Origin of the sequence: Actinotignum sanguinis (assembly GCF_030230305.1) — a bacterium.
In the GTDB taxonomy this organism is placed as follows: Bacteria; Actinomycetota; Actinomycetes; order Actinomycetales; family Actinomycetaceae; genus Actinotignum; species Actinotignum sanguinis.
Genome location: NZ_JASPCQ010000024.1, coordinates 1 through 18,299 on the forward strand (window position 1 = coordinate 1; position 18,299 = coordinate 18,299).

The 18,299-nt window shown below is 62.5% G+C and carries 17 protein-coding genes and 1 tRNA gene; 8 read left to right on the forward strand and 10 right to left on the reverse strand.

Annotation, left to right across the window (positions count from 1 at the left end; translation table 11 throughout):
* Positions 1 to 340: 340 nt before the first annotated feature.
* On the reverse strand, positions 341 to 520 hold the full coding sequence (locus QP828_RS08460) for a type II toxin-antitoxin system RelE/ParE family toxin (RefSeq protein ID WP_274734627.1): 180 nt from the start codon (positions 518 to 520) through the stop codon (positions 341 to 343).
* Positions 507 to 791, reverse strand: coding sequence for a type II toxin-antitoxin system RelB/DinJ family antitoxin (locus QP828_RS08465; RefSeq protein WP_274734629.1), 285 nt, complete (start codon positions 789 to 791; stop codon positions 507 to 509). Before QP828_RS08465 ends, QP828_RS08460 begins: the two co-directional genes overlap by 14 nt.
* A 283-nt stretch (positions 792 to 1,074) precedes the next feature.
* Between QP828_RS08465 and QP828_RS08470 the strand changes: the two genes are divergently transcribed.
* Positions 1,075 to 1,147, forward strand: a tRNA-Arg gene (locus QP828_RS08470).
* Between the two features lie 289 nt (positions 1,148 to 1,436).
* The gene (locus tag QP828_RS08475) at positions 1,437 to 3,863 is read left to right on the forward strand and encodes a YPDG domain-containing protein (protein ID WP_274734534.1); all 2,427 of its coding nucleotides are present in this window, start codon (positions 1,437 to 1,439) and stop codon (positions 3,861 to 3,863) included.
* A 183-nt stretch (positions 3,864 to 4,046) separates the two neighbouring features.
* Here QP828_RS08475 and QP828_RS08480 read toward each other — a convergent pair whose 3' ends face one another.
* The 3 genes from QP828_RS08480 to QP828_RS08490 all read right to left on the reverse strand — a co-directional run bounded on the left by QP828_RS08480 (position 4,047) and on the right by QP828_RS08490 (position 6,799).
* Complete coding sequence (locus tag QP828_RS08480; protein WP_039898504.1) at positions 4,047 to 4,883, reverse strand: metal ABC transporter permease; 837 nt, start codon at positions 4,881 to 4,883, stop codon at positions 4,047 to 4,049.
* A gap of 23 nt (positions 4,884 to 4,906) precedes the next feature.
* The gene (locus QP828_RS08485; protein WP_016441983.1) at positions 4,907 to 5,710 is read right to left on the reverse strand and encodes a metal ABC transporter ATP-binding protein; all 804 of its coding nucleotides are present in this window, start codon (positions 5,708 to 5,710) and stop codon (positions 4,907 to 4,909) included.
* A 111-nt stretch (positions 5,711 to 5,821) separates the two neighbouring features.
* Positions 5,822 to 6,799, reverse strand: coding sequence for a metal ABC transporter substrate-binding protein (locus QP828_RS08490; RefSeq protein ID WP_274734532.1), 978 nt, complete (start codon positions 6,797 to 6,799; stop codon positions 5,822 to 5,824).
* Positions 6,800 to 7,071: 272 nt separating this feature from the next.
* Here QP828_RS08490 and QP828_RS08495 point away from each other — a divergent pair, with 272 nt between their 5' ends.
* Entirely contained in the window at positions 7,072 to 8,112 is a 1,041-nt protein-coding gene (locus QP828_RS08495) for a hypothetical protein (protein WP_274734531.1), read from the forward strand.
* On the opposite strand, the gene QP828_RS08500 is transcribed toward QP828_RS08495, so the two are convergent.
* Positions 8,092 to 8,883 carry a hypothetical protein gene (locus tag QP828_RS08500; RefSeq protein WP_274734530.1) on the reverse strand — a complete coding sequence of 264 codons (792 nt, stop codon included), beginning with the start codon at positions 8,881 to 8,883 and terminating at the stop codon, positions 8,092 to 8,094. The genes QP828_RS08495 and QP828_RS08500 overlap by 21 nt on opposite strands.
* 156 nt (positions 8,884 to 9,039) lie before the next feature.
* Here QP828_RS08500 and QP828_RS08505 point away from each other — a divergent pair, with 156 nt between their 5' ends.
* Together QP828_RS08505 and QP828_RS08510 are read left to right on the forward strand one after the other, a co-directional pair.
* Entirely contained in the window at positions 9,040 to 9,648 is a 609-nt protein-coding gene (locus QP828_RS08505; RefSeq protein WP_274734529.1) for a hypothetical protein, read from the forward strand.
* A complete protein-coding gene (locus tag QP828_RS08510; RefSeq protein WP_274734527.1) occupies positions 9,641 to 10,102 on the forward strand; it encodes a hypothetical protein in 462 nt (153 codons plus the stop codon). Before QP828_RS08505 ends, QP828_RS08510 begins: the two co-directional genes overlap by 8 nt.
* A gap of 80 nt (positions 10,103 to 10,182) precedes the next feature.
* Here QP828_RS08510 and QP828_RS08515 read toward each other — a convergent pair whose 3' ends face one another.
* The 3 genes from QP828_RS08515 to QP828_RS08525 all read right to left on the reverse strand — a co-directional run bounded on the left by QP828_RS08515 (position 10,183) and on the right by QP828_RS08525 (position 14,773).
* On the reverse strand, positions 10,183 to 12,927 hold the full coding sequence (locus QP828_RS08515) for an ATP-dependent RNA helicase (protein ID WP_274734524.1): 2,745 nt from the start codon (positions 12,925 to 12,927) through the stop codon (positions 10,183 to 10,185).
* 75 nt (positions 12,928 to 13,002) lie between these two features.
* A complete protein-coding gene (locus QP828_RS08520; protein ID WP_274734523.1) occupies positions 13,003 to 13,731 on the reverse strand; it encodes a response regulator transcription factor in 729 nt (242 codons plus the stop codon).
* Positions 13,709 to 14,773, reverse strand: coding sequence for a sensor histidine kinase (locus QP828_RS08525; RefSeq protein ID WP_274734522.1), 1,065 nt, complete (start codon positions 14,771 to 14,773; stop codon positions 13,709 to 13,711). The genes QP828_RS08520 and QP828_RS08525 overlap by 23 nt, the downstream gene beginning before the upstream one ends.
* 124 nt (positions 14,774 to 14,897) lie before the next feature.
* Between QP828_RS08525 and QP828_RS08530 the strand changes: the two genes are divergently transcribed.
* The 3 genes from QP828_RS08530 to QP828_RS08540 all read left to right on the forward strand — a co-directional run bounded on the left by QP828_RS08530 (position 14,898) and on the right by QP828_RS08540 (position 17,786).
* Positions 14,898 to 15,620 carry an ABC transporter ATP-binding protein gene (locus tag QP828_RS08530; RefSeq protein ID WP_016441992.1) on the forward strand — a complete coding sequence of 241 codons (723 nt, stop codon included), beginning with the start codon at positions 14,898 to 14,900 and terminating at the stop codon, positions 15,618 to 15,620.
* Positions 15,617 to 17,008 carry an ABC transporter permease family protein gene (locus tag QP828_RS08535; protein WP_274734521.1) on the forward strand — a complete coding sequence of 464 codons (1,392 nt, stop codon included), beginning with the start codon at positions 15,617 to 15,619 and terminating at the stop codon, positions 17,006 to 17,008. Before QP828_RS08530 ends, QP828_RS08535 begins: the two co-directional genes overlap by 4 nt.
* A 202-nt stretch (positions 17,009 to 17,210) precedes the next feature.
* The gene (locus QP828_RS08540; RefSeq protein ID WP_274734519.1) at positions 17,211 to 17,786 is read left to right on the forward strand and encodes a flavodoxin; all 576 of its coding nucleotides are present in this window, start codon (positions 17,211 to 17,213) and stop codon (positions 17,784 to 17,786) included.
* Here QP828_RS08540 and QP828_RS08545 read toward each other — a convergent pair.
* Complete coding sequence (locus QP828_RS08545; RefSeq protein ID WP_274734517.1) at positions 17,783 to 18,166, reverse strand: hypothetical protein; 384 nt, start codon at positions 18,164 to 18,166, stop codon at positions 17,783 to 17,785. The genes QP828_RS08540 and QP828_RS08545 overlap by 4 nt on opposite strands.
* Positions 18,167 to 18,299: the final 133 nt, after the last annotated feature.

An 18,299-nucleotide genomic window follows, 5' to 3' on the forward strand; every position in this document is an offset into this window, starting at 1 on the left:
GAGTTATCCCTTCACTACCCGGACCGATTCCCAACCAACTAAATAAAACCATTTACACAAAAAACTTGACAAGCCCAAATCGTACAACGCGCACGTGATGAGGCAGTTACACATGCCCGAAAATGTACGAATTAGCGGGCCAACCCCGGCTTCTCCGGCAAGAACACATCCAATTCGCACCAAGTCTTGTTTCCACCACTCTCCGACGCGCCTTTAGCCTGCCCGTAGAGAAAGGCCCCGGCCATTTGTGCATTGCTAAAAGCTAGAGGCCTGACCGGGGGTCTATCACTAGTCAATCTACTTGGACAGCTGACGAACAGCAATGGGAGATGCACACACTTCACCCTTTCCAACCTCCCCGCAGCGCATGGTCACGATACCGCGTGCGCAGCTCATCGCGATCTTGCCTCATCAACGCTTCGATAGCCTTCGCCAGCTTTGCGGCGTCGTAATGTTTCTTGAACAGCGCCTTGGCATCGCGCTTGAACTGATTCGTACGGAAGACGCTAGTCAGCCTCATTGAGATCCGCCATCAGTTCAGCGACGCTACCAAACGAAGCGCCGGTGCGGGACTCAACTTCAGCTCTCGCCACGGCACTGGCCGAGTTTCCGCGATGTGGTGTGAACGGAATGCCGTTGCTGGCAATCGACTGCCGCAAAAACATATTGATGGCAGTACTCATGTCCAACCCGAGATCGCGGAATAACTCCGCAGCTTGAGCCTTCGTTTCATCATCCGTCCGGAAAGATACATTTGCCATCAAAACCACCCCACTACGCGCAATCAACATTACTCTGTACATACAGTAGCATCGACCGCGCGAGATCGTGGGAGCTTTCTGGCCGAATCCCGTTGAATGCGCTTACACAGCCGGGCAGCACACCTGTTGCCACTACCCAACAATGACCGCAAACCCAGCCAGGCCAGATGTGAAACATAACGCACCTGGCCTCTAAATTTTGTTCTCGCCGAGCAACGATGTAAACTCTTATCTGTCGCAAAACGAGGCGGGTTAATCGCTCGCCTCCTCAATTTTTTATTGAGGAGCTTGCTGGTAGCCACCTCGTGACTGTGCGCTCGTAGCTCAGTGGATAGAGCATCTGACTACGGATCAGAAGGTCGGGGGTTCGAATCCCTTCGAGCGCGCGAAGCTCCTCCTCGGTGACGCAAATCCCGGTGGGGAGCAATTTCTTTTTCCGCACCCTTGCGCGAAGTTTGTCACCTCAATAATTTGAGTTTATACCTTTTTACGACGACGCACACCCGCTTCAGGCCTCCTTTTCGCACAGCACCGCCGATTCGCACACCGCCCCCCGCACCGGCCATTTACCCAGCTCACGTTACTTGAACTTTGTCCCACCATATTCGCTTTAACTAACACCAAATTTCATTTAGGGTTAGAAGCATAAGTAATCACAACTCTGGATAGGACATCATGGCAAAGATGCGCAAGCTCGCCGTCGGAACACTATCCGCCCTCACGGTCCTGGGATGCGGAATCGTAGCCCCACTCGCCGTCGCGGACGTTCCCACAGCAGATCACCCCAGCCCGGCCATCGTTTCGGGCCTGGCAGTCGGTGATGGCAGCCTCATCACCCCGCAAGACAAGAACGGCAAAGACGCAAAATTCAGCGTGGGCATGCAGCTGCGCGCAGCTGACGGCTCGGCTTCCAACAATTTCCCGATGCCTGTCGACCCTCGCGTGGATCCGCTCACGCGTTTGAAGTGCATGCGGAACAATCTCATTGACCTCACGCAAACGACCCAGCTCACCGCACGAATCCAGGTGCGTAACAATACCGCTTCTCCGCTCTATGGACTGACCTACCAGGTCGGGTTGCGCGATGGCGATGCCGAGTACGACACCACTGGCAGTCAATCCGAACCGTCCGGTTTCGTCGTCGACGGCCCCAAGCTCAAAGAATTCATCACCACTTCCGGCGTATCCTCCAAGATCACCATCTGGTTCATCCTCAAGGACGGCACTCAAAAGACCCTCGATATGATGACCGATGCGGACTGGGATAACGTGGCAACGGTATGGCTCCGCGGCACCCTCCCGGCTTCTACCGGCCCGGATGATGTGATCACGGTAGACGTTCCGCTCAAGTTTAATCAAGACCCGGCTACGTTTACTGGCTTGACACCAGTTGCTTCACTGCAGAACTACAAACTCGTTCTGGCTGGAACCGACTATGGCGAAGCTATGTCGAAGAAAGCCGAAGGATACAAGCGTATTATCCGCTTCCGCGGTTTCACTCCGCTCACCGAGCTCGATAACGGCGGGGCGGCCAGCCAGCACGGCACCACCGGGAAGTTCGTGGCTGTGGAGAAGTCCGGCGCTGCCAATTACAACGATCTGTCCGGCCCCTTTACCCAGGTCCCTCTTGCTGTGCAGCAGGCCATGCCCACGGTGAAGCACCGGGATGTGGATGCCGCGAAGAAGGTCCCCTTTGCTGATGGTTTCAATCTGCAATACCAGACCACCTACACCAACGGGCTGCGGTCCCAGTGCTCCGGTTATGAGAGCATGATCTCGAAGATTTCAACGGCCGAGATTAACTCCTACGACGTTGACCTCATGCCGATTCGGGATGCGATCCGAGATAAGGGATACTCCGTTGGGGCAACCGCCACCGAGATTATGCCGGCGTACACCTATAGCATGTCCGCTCAACAGCCCAGTTTTGTGGACGCCCAGGGCGCTCCCATCGCGATGAACGAGGGCGCTTATGCCCCGCTCGCCGCGGAGCTCTCCAATGCGCACGTGCGCTTGGTCAAAGTTGTTGAGGCCAGCGATGTCACGATTCCGCAATACAGCGCCTATGATGCACGCGCCCAGTTGAGCACGATTCGCGGCCTCGCGGAGCAGGCAGCGCAGGCGGGCAACCTCGACCTGGCCACCCTCACAAGCGACCGCAATCCGCAGGCGCTCACCGATGCGAAGCAGGTCATCACCTACTCCACCGCGAATTACGATGCCCCGGACGGAACCGGCATTCCCACCCGCGTGATTATCGACGCGTCCCAGGTGGATACTGGCACGCCCGGCACCTACCCGGTCACCTACAAGCGCGCCGTGAAAACGCAGGACGCCGCGGGTACCTGGGTGGAAGATATTGTCTCGACTACCGCGCAGGTCACCGTGACCGCGGTAAACGCTGCTTACCAGCCGGCCTCTGCAACCCGTGAGAATCTGGACCCGGTCACCGTGAACGTGGCCGCCCCGAGCTTCGCGGATGCTAACGGCGCTGCGGTCACGCCCGCGCTCAATGCGAACGGTGCTTACGCGCTCAATGACGGCACGACCCTGCCGAAGGGCTGGGATGTTGCGGTTAATCCGAACGACGGCGCACTTACCGTGACAATGGCTAAGGACGCTGCCACCGGAACTCACGAGCTACCGATCAAGGTGAGCTTCGCCGATGGGAGCAGCACTGTTCTCAACGCGCAGGTGAGCTTCACCCAGAAGGCTGCGACGCTGACCCCGGGAACACCCATTCCACCGGAGCCGACCGTTGAGCCCACGGTCGAGCCGACGAACGAACCGACCACCGATCCTACGGTTCAACCCACGAACGAGCCTACGGTTCAACCTACGGTTGAACCCACGGACGCGCCCACAGCTCCGACCGTAGCCCCCACGGAACCGACCGTTGCGCCGACTGCGCCAACAGTCGCACCCACGACCGCACCGGCTACCCCAAGCGCCGCGCCCACGGCCGAACCTACGGCTTCGAGCAAGCCCACCCGCATTATCAAGAAGAAGCTGACCGCCACCGGCGCGGAAAGCGCGTGGTTGTTGGCTGGTGCCATTGCTTTGCTGGGAACCGGGATGCTGATGCGGCGCCGGTATAGCTAAGTAGCGCTTAGCCAAGCACGGCGCATGGCTACGACACAGCGCAAGCTAAGCAGCGCATAGCCAGTACATCAAGCACTAGCAAAAACAGGTGTGGCCCAGGACCGCGAAGGTCTGGGCCACACCTGTTTCTTGGCGCACCGATATTTTAGGGGAAGGCTACCGCCCGCTAGCTGCGTCGTCGTACTAGATAGAAACCGCAGCGCGGGTGCGCGCGCCCTCGAGCTTCCCGCGCAAACCGTGCGGGGAAATCAACCAGACCACCAGGAACATGAGGCCCTGGGCCGTGACCACCGCGGCGCCGGAAGGCAGGTCGAGCCAGTAGGAAACGTACAGACCCACCAGCGCGCACACCGCCGCGAAAACCGGGGCGAATATGAGCATGACGCGGAAGCGATTGGTAACCAGGTAAGCCGTGGCTCCCGGCACGATCACCAGCGCGATAATGAGGATCGCGCCCACCGCCTGCATGGCTGTCACCACCGTGAGCGCCAGGCAGAAGAGCAAAATCGCGCCGAGCGTGCGGGCCCGGATGCCGATGGCTTGCAGGTGAGTAGGGTCGAAAGCGTAGGCGGTCAGATCGCGCCGCTTGAACAGCAGAATCGCGAGCGCGAGGGGGGCCAGGATGACCACCTGGATCATATCCGCGCGCGTGACGCCCAGCAGGTCACCGAAGATGACGTGGTTGAGGTCCACATTGGAGGGGTTGAGTTTGATAAGGATCAACCCGACCGCGAAGAACAAAGTAAATACTGCTCCCATGGAGGCATCTTCTTTGACTCGCGAGGTGGAGCGCAGCAGGAAAATCAGCGCCACCGCGATGAGCGCGGCAATGACCGCCCCCAGGGAGAAGGGCATCCCGAGCACATAAGCGATAACCACGCCGGGCAGAATCGCGTGCGAGAGTGCGTCGCCCATGAGTGACCAGCCAATGAGCACCAGCCAGCAGCTGATGACCGCGCACACTATCGCCGCGGTGAGGGTGACCGTAGCCCCGCGCACCATAAAGGGGTGCGTCCACATTTCAACGAAAAGTTCGTACCACACTAGCGATTCTCCTTTGCCTTGCGCAGATGCGTGGCCGGGTCCGCGGCCGGGTCCGGTTCGTGGTGATCGGGGACGACGCCGAAAGCCTGCATGAGGTGCTCGGGCTTCATGGCTTCGGCCACCGGGCCGTGGAAAATAACACGGCGGTTGAGGAGGAGCACTTCGGAGCACAGTTGGGGCAGGCCGGCCAGGTCGTGGGTGGCGACCAGGATAGTTACCCCGGAAGCCGCCAGTTTCTGGAGCAGCGCAATAATCATGGTCTCCGACGGTTTATCCACCCCGGCGAAGGGCTCATCGAGGAGCATGAGCTGGGCACCCTGGGCGATGGCGCGGGCAATAAATACGCGTTTGCGCTGCCCACCGGAAAGCGATCCGATCTGGCGCTCCGCGTAGGGGGTCATTTCGACCATATCGAGGGCGTGGCGCACGGCCTCACGGTCCTCGGCGCGGGCGCGGCGGGTGGGGCCCATGAAGCCGTAGCGGCCCATGGTCACCACCTCGCGGACGCTGACCGGGAAAGCCCAGTCCACGCCTTCGTTTTGGGGAACGTAGCCGACCAGGCCGGCTTTGCGGGCCCGGGTGCCGCTCTGGCCGAGGATCGTAATATCCCCTCCGTGCCGCACCGATCCCATAATTGATTTCATGAGGGTGGATTTACCCGAGCCGTTTTGCCCCACGAGGGCGCAAATAACACCCGGGGTCAGCCCGAAGCTCACCGAGGTGAGGGCTTGCACCGAGCCGTAGCGCGCGTGAACACCGCTCACCTCCAGAGCGTATTTCGGAGATTCTATTGGTGTTGCCACCGTTCCTCCGCCTTTCTGCGATTGTGCGTAGGTGCGAGCTGCATATATTGCGAACATCGTTGCCGTGTTAGCAACGTTCACGTGAAAGCAGCGTTTATATGCGAGCGGCGTTTACTTGCCGGCTGGTTTCGTGGGTTCGCTCGCGGATTCGCCGGCCTTGCCGGTGAGCCCGCGGGTGATGAGATCGGCGTCGTACCGAAGCAAATCAAGGTAGGTGGGCACGGGGCCGTCCGCTTCGGAAAGCGAGTCGACGTACAGTAAGCCGGCCACCGGAACACCGGTGTCTTCGGCAACGGACGCCATTTTGTCGTCCACGGTGGATTCGCAGAACAGCGCCCGCACCCCGGAGGTGCGCACGAAATTCTCAAGGTCGGCCTTGGCCTTGGGGGTTTGCGCGCCTTCGGCGTTGACTGCCCACAGGTACTTTTCTTGCAGGCCGTGATCGCGCGTGAGGTAGGAGAAAGCACCTTCGCAGCTCACCAGCGCGCGCTGGGATTCGGGAATGGTAGCCAGGGCCGCGTCCATATCTGCGGCGATGTTATCCAGCTGCTTCTTGTAATTTTCGCCGTTGGTGCGATAGGCCTGGGCATGATCGGGATCTACCTTAGAAAAAGCGGCGACCATATTATCCACGTAGAGTTTGCCGTTCTTCGGACTCATCCACGCGTGCGGATTCGGTTTGCCCTGGTAATCACCTTCCGCGATGGCGACCGGCTCAATTCCATCGGAGAGGTTAACGCGTTCGGCGGTGGAATTCTCTACGAATTTCTCAAACCATCGCTCCAGGCCCAGGCCGTTGTAGAGGATGATATCGGCGCCTTCTGCGCGCTTAATATCACCGGGCGAAGGCTGATAATCATGGATTTCTTCCCCCGGATTGGTGATCGAGGCGACCTCCATATGTTCGCCGGCGATATTCCGTGCCATATCTGCCAGTACCGTGAAGGTGGTGAGTACCTGCGGTTTCTCACTTCCTGCGTTTTTTCCTTGCGACGACGCAGTCCCGCAAGCCCCCACCACAGCAAGCATGCTCACCAGCAGCGCGGCCAGGCCGGCCCGTACCGCACCCCGTTTATATCCCATTCCCATCACCATCCCCTTTCTGGCTTATACTGGGCGTTGAGGTCCTGAGTGGATACACCCGTGAGGAGGCCCAGCGCTCGTAAGTAAGGGTACCCTTACTTTTTGGTGACGGGGCTTAATCCTACGCGAGTTTAGCCCCTCGCGCGAGGGCGTCACTCCACAGCCGGGACTTTCTCCCCGGTTATTCGCCATATTTTTACTTAATATGATATCGCCCACCGCCCCGCCGAACGTGAACACCACATTTTGCTGTCGCAGGCCCCGGGTAGACTTCCCCCATGGATGAGATGGACGCTATCGGACGGGAAATTGACACCATCGCCGCTTCCCTCGGTGATATTCCGGAAGCCGAACCCGGCGAACCTGGCTACATTATTAATACCTGGGAACGCGTGGTGACCGCGTGCCGGGCGGGGATGCGGCCGGTGGCCTCCACGGAAGGGCTGCGCCTGGCCGTGGCGATCGGGCACAACCTAAAAACTGTGGAGCTTTCCCCCGCCCGCGATGGGGAGGGGCGTTCCTATCTCAATCTGCGCTGCGGGGTGGGCCGGGCGGATCTCATCGATGTGACCGGCCTGGCCGGCTGGGTTTTTGAGACCTTCTCTCTGGGGGATGTACGCATTGTCGGGGATGAGGTGGTCCTGCATCTGGCTTTGCGCATGGCCGGCTTGCCTTTTTCGCGGCTGACCAGCATGGTGAAGTTCCTCGTCGTCGCCGCTATTGACGCTACCGCGGTATTCGTGCGCGGTCTCGATAACGTTCCCCCCACAAAGGATGATCTTTTTGGGCCGGAAGCGGTGGCCGGCGCGGGGGATATTTTGGAGGATACGTTTTCCGCGCGCCCAGAAATGAATCCTTTTGTGGGTAATGCACCCGGAGATGCCGATCAGTTCACAGACCCGGCCGGGGTGGATACCCGTTTCGATGAACTCCTGGGCACGGCCGGGGTGTATCGCTGGAATGGTTTGGTTTCCGCGCTCGCTCCGTTACTCGGGCAGCGCGATGCGGCTCAGGCCGAATACGGTTTTGGGGCCACGCTCCGCGTGGATGGCTCTGAGGTTCCGGTGGTGATGCTACGTAACACCCTGGTCAGCGGGGCGGATAGCGCGGCGGCGACCTTGCGCCTGGGTGATGCTAGCGCCGATGCGGTGCGGGAGGCAGCCCGCCAGGCTGCGGCTCTTCCACTCGGCGGGGTGGTGGTACACGGCACAGATCTTTATTTCAGCCACGCTTTTGAGATCAGCGGGCAGCGGCCGGGGTGGATTGCCAGCCAAATTGAAGGTGCGGCGCGGTATTCGTTACTGCTCGGCCGCGGGTAGTTCCAGCACCGCTTCCCGGAGGCGTTCCCACAGGTCAGCTTCGGCGTCATAAGCTTCGGCAACGATAGATTCGGGGAAATAGGCGGTATCGCGTTCCAGCCCCAGCAGGCAGGGATAAAAACCGCCGCACTGGCGATAGGCCACCCAGGCAAGCGGCGCATGGGCCACCAGCCGGTCCCCGATAAGCACTCCGAGCCCGGAGGCGAGGGCCTGCCGGGAGCGCTGGCCGCGCAATTCGGGCAGCAGCGCGCAAATATCCCGTAAATTCCGGGGTAGTTCCCGGCCGCGCGGCACCAGTTTCTTCGCTTCTTCGCGTGCTTCGTGTAGATAATTCTCATCCCCGGGGGCGAGCCAACCGATGCTACCTTCCGGGTAATAATCGGGGTTATCACATTCGCGCAGGGCTGGCAGTAGCGAGGCCTCCCAGCCCAGGTAGCGCCCGGTGGTGGCGGCGGCGACAAGTTCAAGGTAGGAACGCGAATCGGCAATAACACCATTATCCACGGCGGTGGCGGACCATAGCGTGAGCATCCAGGAATCTTTGGAGCGCCCAAATTGGGAGAGTTGCGATTGTTGCACCCAACCGTTGCGTTGCAGGCGGCTACGTGCAGCTACCGCTGCGCGGCGGGATGAGAAACGCAGGCGATTGATCCACATGCGCGGGGCGGTCAGGCGTGCCGCTTCGGCGACCATAGCAAGCAGGGCCCGATCCAGGGCGGAGGCATCCGCCTGGTTGTCACTCTCGGGGGCCAGATGTGCTCCATGCGCCATGGCTGCTGGTACCGTCCTTTGCTACTCGAGGGCCGCGGAAAAATCACGAGGACGCTCAGGGGCCGCCCGCGGGAAAGCACGGACGGGATGTTCTCTATTGTACGCGGCGCGCCCGGCCTGTGCCGCATTTTTCTGCCAACGTGGAATACTGGTGAGGTGGTATCACAGTTCACAACATGGGAGGAAGCCGCCGCGGCTTTGCGTGCTAGTTATGCGGGTGCGCGGGCGGATGAAACTCCGGCTTTACGTTTTGTCACTCACGGGGTGCCGGTAACAGCCTGGCCCGGGCAGTCAACCCGGCGCGATAGCCGCACCGTCGTTCATCTTGCGGCACCTGTACTCACCGGCGCGGAGCTGCGTAAGTACGACGGCGCCGCCGCATCCGCGGCGTCTGGTGCCGTTGCCACTCCGCCAGGCACGCAAGGAGGCACTCAGGCTGGCGCCACGCCCGCAGCTCAACCCGGGGCGCAGTCCTATGCGCAATCTGACTGGGTGCTTTCCCGCAATGCGGCGGCGGTGCTCGAGCATTTTGGTATTGACCCGACCGGCCCGGATCTTATCGCGGTGTTGCGCGCGGCGGATACGCTGCCAATTGGCGGGATTCGCTTGCTGGGTGGTCGTACCCATATTCATTACGCGGTGGCGCTGCCAGCCCCGGCTGCGCAGCTGACTGCATGCGCGGCATTGGTGGCGGCGCAGGCCCGGGCGTTGAGCGGTGCGGATGCACTGTCGGAATCTGCCCAGGAAGGGGAGGCTGATGTCTAAGAAGTCTGGGCGTGACGAACGCGATGCCCGCGATGTGACTACAGCGGCGGGCCTGTATGAGGTACTTGTTGCTGATTATCATGCGCAGGCGCAGCCGGATGGGGTGCATTACCGTTTCGAGGTGGTGTGGCGTTCGGAGTCAGATAAGCAGGAGATGATCGCGAGTTACGCGAATGTTCCGGGGCTGGGGGATGTGCTCTACGTGGCGGCATCGCTGGTGGAGTCGCCGACGGAGGCCCGTACCCGCGATGTTTTGGAGCGGATCGGCGAGTTTTTGGATGGCGATGCGGTGATGTCCGGCGGGCACTTGCAGTTGCGGATTTGTTTGCCGATGGCGGGTCTCACGGTTGAGACGTTGCGGGCGCGTTTGCGTAATCTTGCCGGGGCCGCTACTTCTATTCGCCGGGAGTTTGCCGACGACGACGAAACCGGCACCCTGACCTTTGGCTACTGAGGCATAGTCCGGGACGGCCTGAGTGTACTTTAGCTGCGGGACTGCGCCTACCCGCCCGCGCTGAGCGGCACGCACCCGATTTAGCGGCGCGGGCGGGCCCGCTTGGTGGGGCTGGCGGTAGCGCCATCTTCCGGCCAGGGGTGGCGCGGGTAGCGGCCACGCATTTCCGCCCGCACTTGGGCGTAGGGGCCGGCCCAGAAGCTTGCGAGGTCGTCGGTGATGGCAACGGGCCGGGCGGCCGGGGAGAGGAGTTCGAGGGTGACGGGGATGCGCCCGCCGGCCAGGCGCGGGGTACGGGCCCAGCCGAAAGCTTCTTGGACGCGCAGGCGTACGGTGGGCCGGGCTCCCGCATAGTGGATGGTGCGTTGTTCCCCGGTGGGGATAGTAATGCTGGCGGGGGCGAGTTCATCAAGGTGGGTGGCTTCCGGCCAGGGCAGTAGGCGTTCGATATTTCCGGCCCCCAGGTTTCCCCAGCTGCCGCCCCGGGCGAGTGCGGCGAGTTCAGGCCCGGCTAGTTCCTCGATGCGCTGGCGGAGTGCGGATTCTTCCATATCGGGCCAAGGTTCACCTAGGACGGTGTGAAGGAAGGCGAGGCGTTCGCGCAGGGCTTGGGCTCCGGCGGTGAATTCCAGCGGGAGGGTTCCGGAGCTGGCCGCGGCGCTCACCCACGCGGTGGCGGCTGCGCGCGGGAGGCGCTCCACATCCCGGCCACTGAGTTCGATGGCTCCTAGGCGGGTGGTTTGCCGGGCGCGTAGGCGGCCTTTTCGGTAGCTGATTGCGGTGCCGGTGGCGATGAGGCCACGGCCGGCTTGGCGGGCGAGTTCTTCATCTGCGGGTACGGCGGCGCGGATGAGTGCATCCGCCCGGCCCTGGCTGGCGCTCACTTCGGCTACCGCGAGCCAGGGTGATCCGAGGAGCGGGGAGCCTTGCGGGAGTATTGCCCCGCTGCCGTTAGCCAGGAGGTAGCGCCCTGAGGTGCTATCCACCGCGCGGGCCAGCAAATCCGGATAAGCCCAGGCGGTCACGAGGGCGAGGGCATCATCATTGCGAGCAGCCCGGCTGGGTTTCCCGAAGCCGGATACGCCGGTTTTACCGGAACCTGCGGTATCGGTTTTCCCGCGACTGGGTGTGCCGCTTCCCGATTGCTCAATGCCACTCTGCCTGCTCTTACTCTGCCCGCTGCCGGTTGCCGCCGCATCACCCAGGGCGCGGCGGGCTAGTTTCTCGAGGCGCTGGGCTTGCCGGGCCCAGGCCGGTGAGACGGCGGTGGGCCACCGTGCCAGATCGGCCCCGGGGAGCCGGGGTGATTCCGCGAGCGCGGCCACGATCTGGGCTGCTGTGCCCGCCCCTAACCGCGTGGTAGTTTCCAGCAGGCTGCGGCCTAGCCGGGTGCTGACCGGGAGCGGGGCGAGGGTGCGGGCCAGGTCAGTGACCTGCCAGGCCCGCTCAGCACCGGCCGTATCATCCCCGGCGCCGTGTTCTGCCACCACGCAGCCGAGGGCGGTGAGGGCGCGCATACCGGCCGCCACGCCCGGCTGCGGGGGCTGATCGAGGAGGGCGAGCCCGCGCCCTTCCGGAGCTCCCCATACCGCGGCTTGCAGGAGAAAATCGGTCAAATCAGCCGTGTATATTTCCGGGGTGGAGCGTTCAGTGAGGCGAGCCCAGGTAGCTTCACTCATGACGCGATACACGGTTCCCGGCCCTAAACGCCCGGCGCGCCCGCCGCGTTGGATACCGGCGGCTTGGGATTCCAGCACCGTGACCAGCCCGCTGATGCCACTGGCGTAATCGGTGCGGGGTTCCCGGGAAAGCCCGCTATCCACCACGATCCGCACCCCGGGGACGGTGAGGGAGGATTCCGCGATAGCGGTGGTCACAATAATGCTGCGGGTTCCCGCAACTTCACGTAGTACGGCATCCTGCTGGGCGCCGGTGAGGGAGCCGTGCAGGGGCGCCACCCGGGCAGGTAGATGGCTGAGCAATCCGACCACGTGTTCCACTTCCCGCACTCCGGGGAGGAAGACCAATATGTCACCGAGTTCCACTTCCCGGAAGGCCCGTTCCACCACCCGGGCCACGTGTGCCAGGAATTCCCGGCGCACCCCGAGCGCACCGTCCCGCGAAATTGTGCCGAGGGGCTCTTCCCCGCGCCCCGGTGGGGCGTACCGCAGGGTAAGAGGGTGGAGCACACCCGGAATATCCGCGATGCGCGGGGATTCCCCAGGCGCCGCGGCCCCAGTTTCCAGCAAAGCCGCGGTGCGCTGGGATTCCACGGTGGCGGACATGGCCACCAGCAAAAGGTCCGGGCGGAAAGCCGCGCGGACTTCCAGGGCGAGGGCCAGAGCAAGATCTGCATCGAGGTGACGTTCGTGCACTTCGTCGAAAATAAGAGCACCGATGCCGCGCAATTCCGGGTCGCTTTGCAGGCGGCGCACCGCGATACCGGGGGTGATCATTTCGATGCGGGTTTCCCTGCTCACCTGGGAATCCCCGCGCACACTATAGCCGGCGGTAGCGCCCACCGGTTCCCCGAAGAGTTCGGCCAGGCGCCGGGCCGCAGCCCGCGCTGCCACCCGGCGCGGCTGAATCACGAGGACCCGCCCGGGCCGAGTACCTCCCGCATCGGTTCCTCCACGCACGCCTTCCGCGAGCATGCCTTCCGCGAGCGCGCGGGCCACGAGCGGCGGAATGAGCGTGGTTTTCCCGGTTCCCGGCGGCGCACTCACCACCGCGAGCGGCAGCGCTGCGCGCACCTCATCGAGGTGGGCTGCTACCGGCAGCGCGGGCGGGGCAGCGAGCAGGCGAGCGCAGGGATCCGAGGTCATGCTCCCATTCTCCCACGGGCCTCCGACACAATTTTCACCCCGATCCGCGGCACGGGCGAACGGCGCACCACACGCTTACCCCGCACGCGAGGTTTCCGTCAGATAGGCCAGCACCGCCCGCACCCGGCGATTTTCTTCCCCGGGTTGCATCCCCAGCTTGAGGAAAATATTCGCCACGTGTTTGGAGACGGTCGCCCCGGTGAGGTAGAGCTCGGCGGCAATCGCAGAATTGGCATAGCCCCGCGCCATGAGCTCCAGGATTTCACGTTCGCGAGAGGTAAGCTCCGTGAGAAGTGACGGCGTCGTCGCCATTAATTGGGCCGCAACATCCGGATCCACAACAACGCCGCCCACCCCCACAATCTCCAGGGACCGCACGAAATCCGCCACCCGTGCCACGCGATCTTTGAGCAAATACCCCAGGCCTCCCGGCGCATCGTCCCCGTTTGCATCCGCGGTCGTAGTCGCGGGAGAACCGGAGGCACCGGCACCGGCTGCCGGGTGGAAGAGTTCGCGCGCGTAGGCCGGGGCGACGTATTGGGAAAGCACCATAATGCCCAGGGACGGGAATTCGCGGCGTAGCTCCACGGCGGCGCGCAGGCCGTCGTCGCTCATGGTGGGTGGCATGCGTACATCGGTGATGACCAGGTCGGGGGCCTCCCCGCGGGCGGTGGCCGCGCGCACCGTCTCGTTCAGTTCCGGTGCGGTGGCCGCGGTCGCCACAATGTTGTGCCCGCGCCGCTCGAGCAGCCCGCATAACCCTTCGCGAAACAGCGCGGAATCATCCGCAACTACCAGACGCATCTGTCCCCTCCGTTCTCGGATTTTCGCTGAGCGCCGCCACCCCGGCCCCGCTCCCCCACTCCCCGCGGTGGAGCAGCAGCGGGATACGCGCGCGAATTTCCGTGGGTCCGCCCACCGGACTGGAAATACGCAGACTACCGCCGAAAGTCGCGAGCCGCTCGCCGATCCCGCGCAGCCCACTACCCGGAATCACGCCGCCCGGGCCGGTATCGGTGATGCTGAGGTGGAGGTCATCGTCGGCGATGAGCAGCACGGTCACGGTCGCGGCGGGCGCGTGTTTAGCAACGTTCGTCAGCGCTTCAGCCACCGTGAAATAAGCGGCGGCGATCACGCCTTCGGGGATCTCGGGTAGCGGGCTCGGAACCCGCAGGGTGGCGGGCACCGGCGCGGAAACCACCAGATCGCGCACCGCCGCCTCCAGCCCTAGGTCAGAGAGCACTTTCGGATGAATACCGGCCACCGTGCGGCGTAGCGAGGTGAGGGCAAGTTCCGCGCGGTCCTGCGCGGACGCCATGCGTTCGCGCGCAGCCTGAAGATCCGCCGAGCTCACCGCGCCGCTCGCGTCACCTTCCAGCAGAAACGCCGCCTCACCCACATCCATTGAGGTCGCGACCAGGTACTGCTGGGCGCCGTCGTGCAGGTCGCGTTCGATGCGGCGCCGTTCAATTTCAAAAGCCGCGGCAATGGAGCGTTGCGCGTGCACAACGTCGCGGTGATCGGATGGTTCCGCCATCCAGGTCGACGACGCCGGAGCCACGTCCGCGAGCGCCCGCCCGTTCCCGCGCCACACTATCCACCCGGCCCCGCCCAGGGCCAGCAGGCCGACCAGCCCGATGATGATCGGGATCGGGCTGAATCCGCCGAGCAGCGAGAGTACCGCCACCGCCACGAATATCAGGGCGAAGGTGCCGAGGGCGCCCGCGAGCACCCCGCGCACCGTGGCGTGGCGTAGTTGCTGCGCCACCGCTCGGGTGTTATCCACGTGCATGGCGATGTCCACGCCCGTGGCGTGCTCACCGTGCTCGGTGCTCTGCGTTGTCATACCGCCATGGTAGCCGGCGCGGGCTCGCCCCCACGCGCGAATCCGGCAATGGTAGACCTAGCTCTACCATAAGTGTGGAGTACGAGCCCTGCCGTCGCCGGCCAATCGGAAGTTGACTAGAGCCATGGATACAACACAGAATGTCGCCCCGGATTTGGTGGCGAATAATCTCACGAAGAATTTTGGGAACGTGGCGGCACTGCGCCGGGTATCATTGCGGATTCCCGGCGGGCAGTCGGTGGCGATTATGGGCCCGTCCGGTTCGGGTAAGTCCACGCTGCTACACTGCCTGGCGGGGATTATTGCGCCCACCGCCGGCACGGTGCTGCTGGGCAACGAGCCGATTTCGGATATGTCCGATGGGCAGCGTTCGAAAATGCGCCTGGAGAATTTCGGTTTTGTTTTCCAGGATGGTCAGCTGGTTCCCGAACTGCCGGCCCGGGAAAATGTAGCGGTGCCGCTGCTGCTCCAGGGGAAGCCGCGGCGGGAGGCACTGGCGGCGGCGGATATGTGGCTGGCGCGGCTCGGGGTAGAACCCGAACGCCACCGCCGCCCGGGGGAAATGTCCGGCGGGCAGCTCCAACGCGTAGCTATTGCGCGGGCCTTAGCGGGCCAACCTGCGGTGGTGTTTGCCGATGAACCGACCGGCGCCCTCGATCAGGCCACCGGCCACGAAGTTACCCAGATCCTCACCACCGCCGCGAAAATGAGCGGGGCCACCCTCATTATTGTGACCCATGACCCGAATGTGGCCGCCTGGTGCGAACGCCTCGTGGAAATTCGCGACGGCGTTATCCACGCCGATTCGGCTAACTCCACCACCGCGAACGGAGGCGAGCTGCAATGAGAGTCCTTTCTTTCGCACCCCGCCTCACCCTGGCCCGGTTGCGCGCCCGCACCGGTAATGCCTGGCTGGATATCCTCGCGGTCCTCAGCTTCACGCTGGCAGCTACCATGGCACTGACCATCGCCGGCGGCATTTTCATGTTCTATAACTGGAATTTCCACCCGAGCCCGGCCATGGCCGCCCACCTCGACGCCCTGAGCGAAACCCTGGGCGCCGGCCTCACGGAAATGTATCTCGGCCTGGCGCTTTTTGCCGGGGCGCTCCTGGTTATCCCCATTTCTTCCCTAGCTTCCGGGGCCGCCCGGCTGGGCGCGCAGGATCGTTCCCAGCGTCTGGCCTCCCTGCGCCTCGTTGGCACTACCCGCACCCAAACGATTGCGATCTCCCTGTGCGAAACGGTGGTGCAATGGCTGCTGGGCACCGCCTTGGGCACGGTGCTGTACCTGGTGACCCTGCCGGGTTGGCGCGCGCTAAGTTTCCTCGGGCTGCCTATTAATCCGGCCCAGATGCTGCTGCCGGTTCCCTTTATTGCCGCGGTTATTGCGCTACTTTTCGTGGTCACGCTGGTATCGGCACTGGGCGGGCTGATGCGGGTGTCGATTTCACCCCTGGGGGTGGCGCGCCGCGAAACTCCGCGTGCGCTGCGGGCTTGGCGCCTCGCGGTGTTCGCCGTCGCCGGAATAATGTACGTGCTGGTGGCTAATGCTCGTGGTGGTTCCACTCCCATCGTGCAAATCGTGATGATGGCGGGCGTGCTGCTCGTCTTCCTTTTCGCACTCTCGGTCGCGGCTTCCTTTATTGTTCAGGCGCTGGCCTATCCGCTCGTGCGCTCACGCCACGCGTCGCTCCTCATGGCGGCGCGGCGGATTCTCAACGACCCGCGCGCGGTCTGGCGCAGTGTTTCCACTCTCGCGCTGCTGTGTTTCATCGGTGGCTACACCTCCACACTTCCGGAACGGACCGGTTCAGATTCGGTGGCGATTCGCTTGGTGTCCGCAGATATTGGCACGGGCGTCATGGTGACTCTCGGTTTCGGTTTTGCGGTGGTGGCGCTGTCCAGTCTCACGAATCACGCCTCCCTCGTTTTTGAATCGGCGCAGCAGACGCAGTCCTTGCGTTTCCTCGGTTTCCCCACGGCGGTTTTCACGCGGATTCGGATCCTGCAAACCTTTATTCCCTTGGTAGTAACGACGGCGCTGACCACCGCGCTCGGGGTGGGTATGTCTCTTATGACGAATTACTCGTGGGGTGCCCGGATGGATAGCGCTGCTTTCACGAAACTCGGGATTATTACGGTCCTTGGTTTGGCCATGTGCCTGGCGAGCATTCTGGTGGTTACGCCGCTGGAAACTCGGGTGGTGCTGGCGCGCGGACGCGCGAATGATTAGGGAAGTGGAGGATGAATGATGCGGGGCTGGTGGGTGCATGATGAGGTGCCGGCACCCGAATGATTGAGAACCAATTCAGGAATTAAGCGTCGACGCCCCGGGTATAAAGACCCGCTGGCAGCCCGGGCACGGTGGCAGAATGGGTGATGTTCAGGTCACAATTCTCAGTGCGGAGGGCTCACTTCGCGGGAAGGATATTCCGATGTCAGAAATTCGTGCGGCTCAGCAGGAAACGCCGGCGGATGCGCCCCGCCCGCGCTGCCTCGTAGCTTTCTTCTCGCGTGCCGGCCTGAATTTCTGGGACGGAGAGGTGCGCAATCTCGAAATCGGTAATACCAAAGTACTGGCCGAAAAAATCGCGGCGCGTTTGGGTGCGGATACTTTTGAGATTGTCCCGGTTCATCCTTATCCTGCAGATCCGAATGAGGCACATGCCCAGTGCACCCGTGAACTTGCGGACGGCATTTTCCCGGAGCTTACGGCCCCGGCTCCGGCTGCACGTGGGTACGACGTCGTGCTTGTCGGTTTCCCTGTCTGGTGCGAGCAGGTTCCCCCGGTGGTGCAGACCTACCTGAAGTCCGCTGGACTCACGGACCAGCTGGTGCTGCCGTTCACCACCTGGTCTGGCTCGCCGAAGGTGGAAATCGAATCGACGTTCACGAATCTGGCCCCGGAAGCAACCACCGGCGCGCCCTTCTCCGTGCGCGGTGAGAATATCCACGAGGCAGCCACGGATAGCGCGCTGGAGGAATGGCTGGCCTCCGCGAATTTGATCTAGATCATTCCTAGTTCACGAAGAACGATAAGCGCCTGGTCCGGGTGGGTTCGCACAACTGCCCGGGCCTGTATTTTCTCCCATTCCGATTGTTTACTTTCCAGGACGCATTTCGTTTGAGGTTCGCACGAAACACCCAGTTCTGAAATAAGGAAGAGTAATACTTCTTCCAAACTGGGGCGGAATCGTTTTCCACCGACCGGAAAATGGAGTTCCGATAACGTGGGCGTCTGGGAAGAATCAATAACTCTTTTTCGGGCACGCCGTGAGGTAGCTCCACCCTCTAGCATGACATGCGTCCATGCGTCACGATGCGCATGAATTTGCAGATGGGCCAGCGGAATATCTTTCGAGCGCGGGTTACGGTTGTAATCCCAGCGCACGAGCGGCTCACTGGTGGTTTTATTGAGGTGCAGCGCGAAGCTGGACCGCTCAACGGGAGGGTGTCAAATAGTTTGTGTAAATGCTTGATTTGAGTAAGAAATTGAGGATTAACTATGACTATGACTGATGTTC

Bases quoted from the DNA above. Each gene is read 5' to 3' on its own strand.
- QP828_RS08510 (WP_274734527.1), top strand. From the start codon at position 9,641: ATGTCTAAGAAGTCTGGGCGTGACGAACGCGATGCCCGCGATGTGACT.
- QP828_RS08540 (WP_274734519.1), top strand. From the start codon at position 17,211: ATGTCAGAAATTCGTGCGGCTCAGCAGGAAACGCCGGCGGATGCGCCC.
- QP828_RS08465 (WP_274734629.1), bottom strand. From the start codon at position 791: ATGTTGATTGCGCGTAGTGGGGTGGTTTTGATGGCAAATGTATCTTTC.
- QP828_RS08460 (WP_274734627.1), bottom strand. From the start codon at position 520: ATGAGGCTGACTAGCGTCTTCCGTACGAATCAGTTCAAGCGCGATGCC.
- QP828_RS08535 (WP_274734521.1), top strand. From the start codon at position 15,617: ATGAGAGTCCTTTCTTTCGCACCCCGCCTCACCCTGGCCCGGTTGCGC.
- QP828_RS08520 (WP_274734523.1), bottom strand. From the start codon at position 13,731: ATGCGTCTGGTAGTTGCGGATGATTCCGCGCTGTTTCGCGAAGGGTTA.
- QP828_RS08490 (WP_274734532.1), bottom strand. From the start codon at position 6,799: ATGGGAATGGGATATAAACGGGGTGCGGTACGGGCCGGCCTGGCCGCG.
- QP828_RS08515 (WP_274734524.1), bottom strand. From the start codon at position 12,927: ATGACCTCGGATCCCTGCGCTCGCCTGCTCGCTGCCCCGCCCGCGCTG.
- QP828_RS08525 (WP_274734522.1), bottom strand. From the start codon at position 14,773: ATGACAACGCAGAGCACCGAGCACGGTGAGCACGCCACGGGCGTGGAC.
- QP828_RS08495 (WP_274734531.1), top strand. From the start codon at position 7,072: ATGGATGAGATGGACGCTATCGGACGGGAAATTGACACCATCGCCGCT.
- QP828_RS08475 (WP_274734534.1), top strand. From the start codon at position 1,437: ATGGCAAAGATGCGCAAGCTCGCCGTCGGAACACTATCCGCCCTCACG.
- QP828_RS08530 (WP_016441992.1), top strand. From the start codon at position 14,898: ATGGATACAACACAGAATGTCGCCCCGGATTTGGTGGCGAATAATCTC.
- QP828_RS08480 (WP_039898504.1), bottom strand. From the start codon at position 4,883: ATGTGGACGCACCCCTTTATGGTGCGCGGGGCTACGGTCACCCTCACC.
- QP828_RS08500 (WP_274734530.1), bottom strand. From the start codon at position 8,883: ATGGCGCATGGAGCACATCTGGCCCCCGAGAGTGACAACCAGGCGGAT.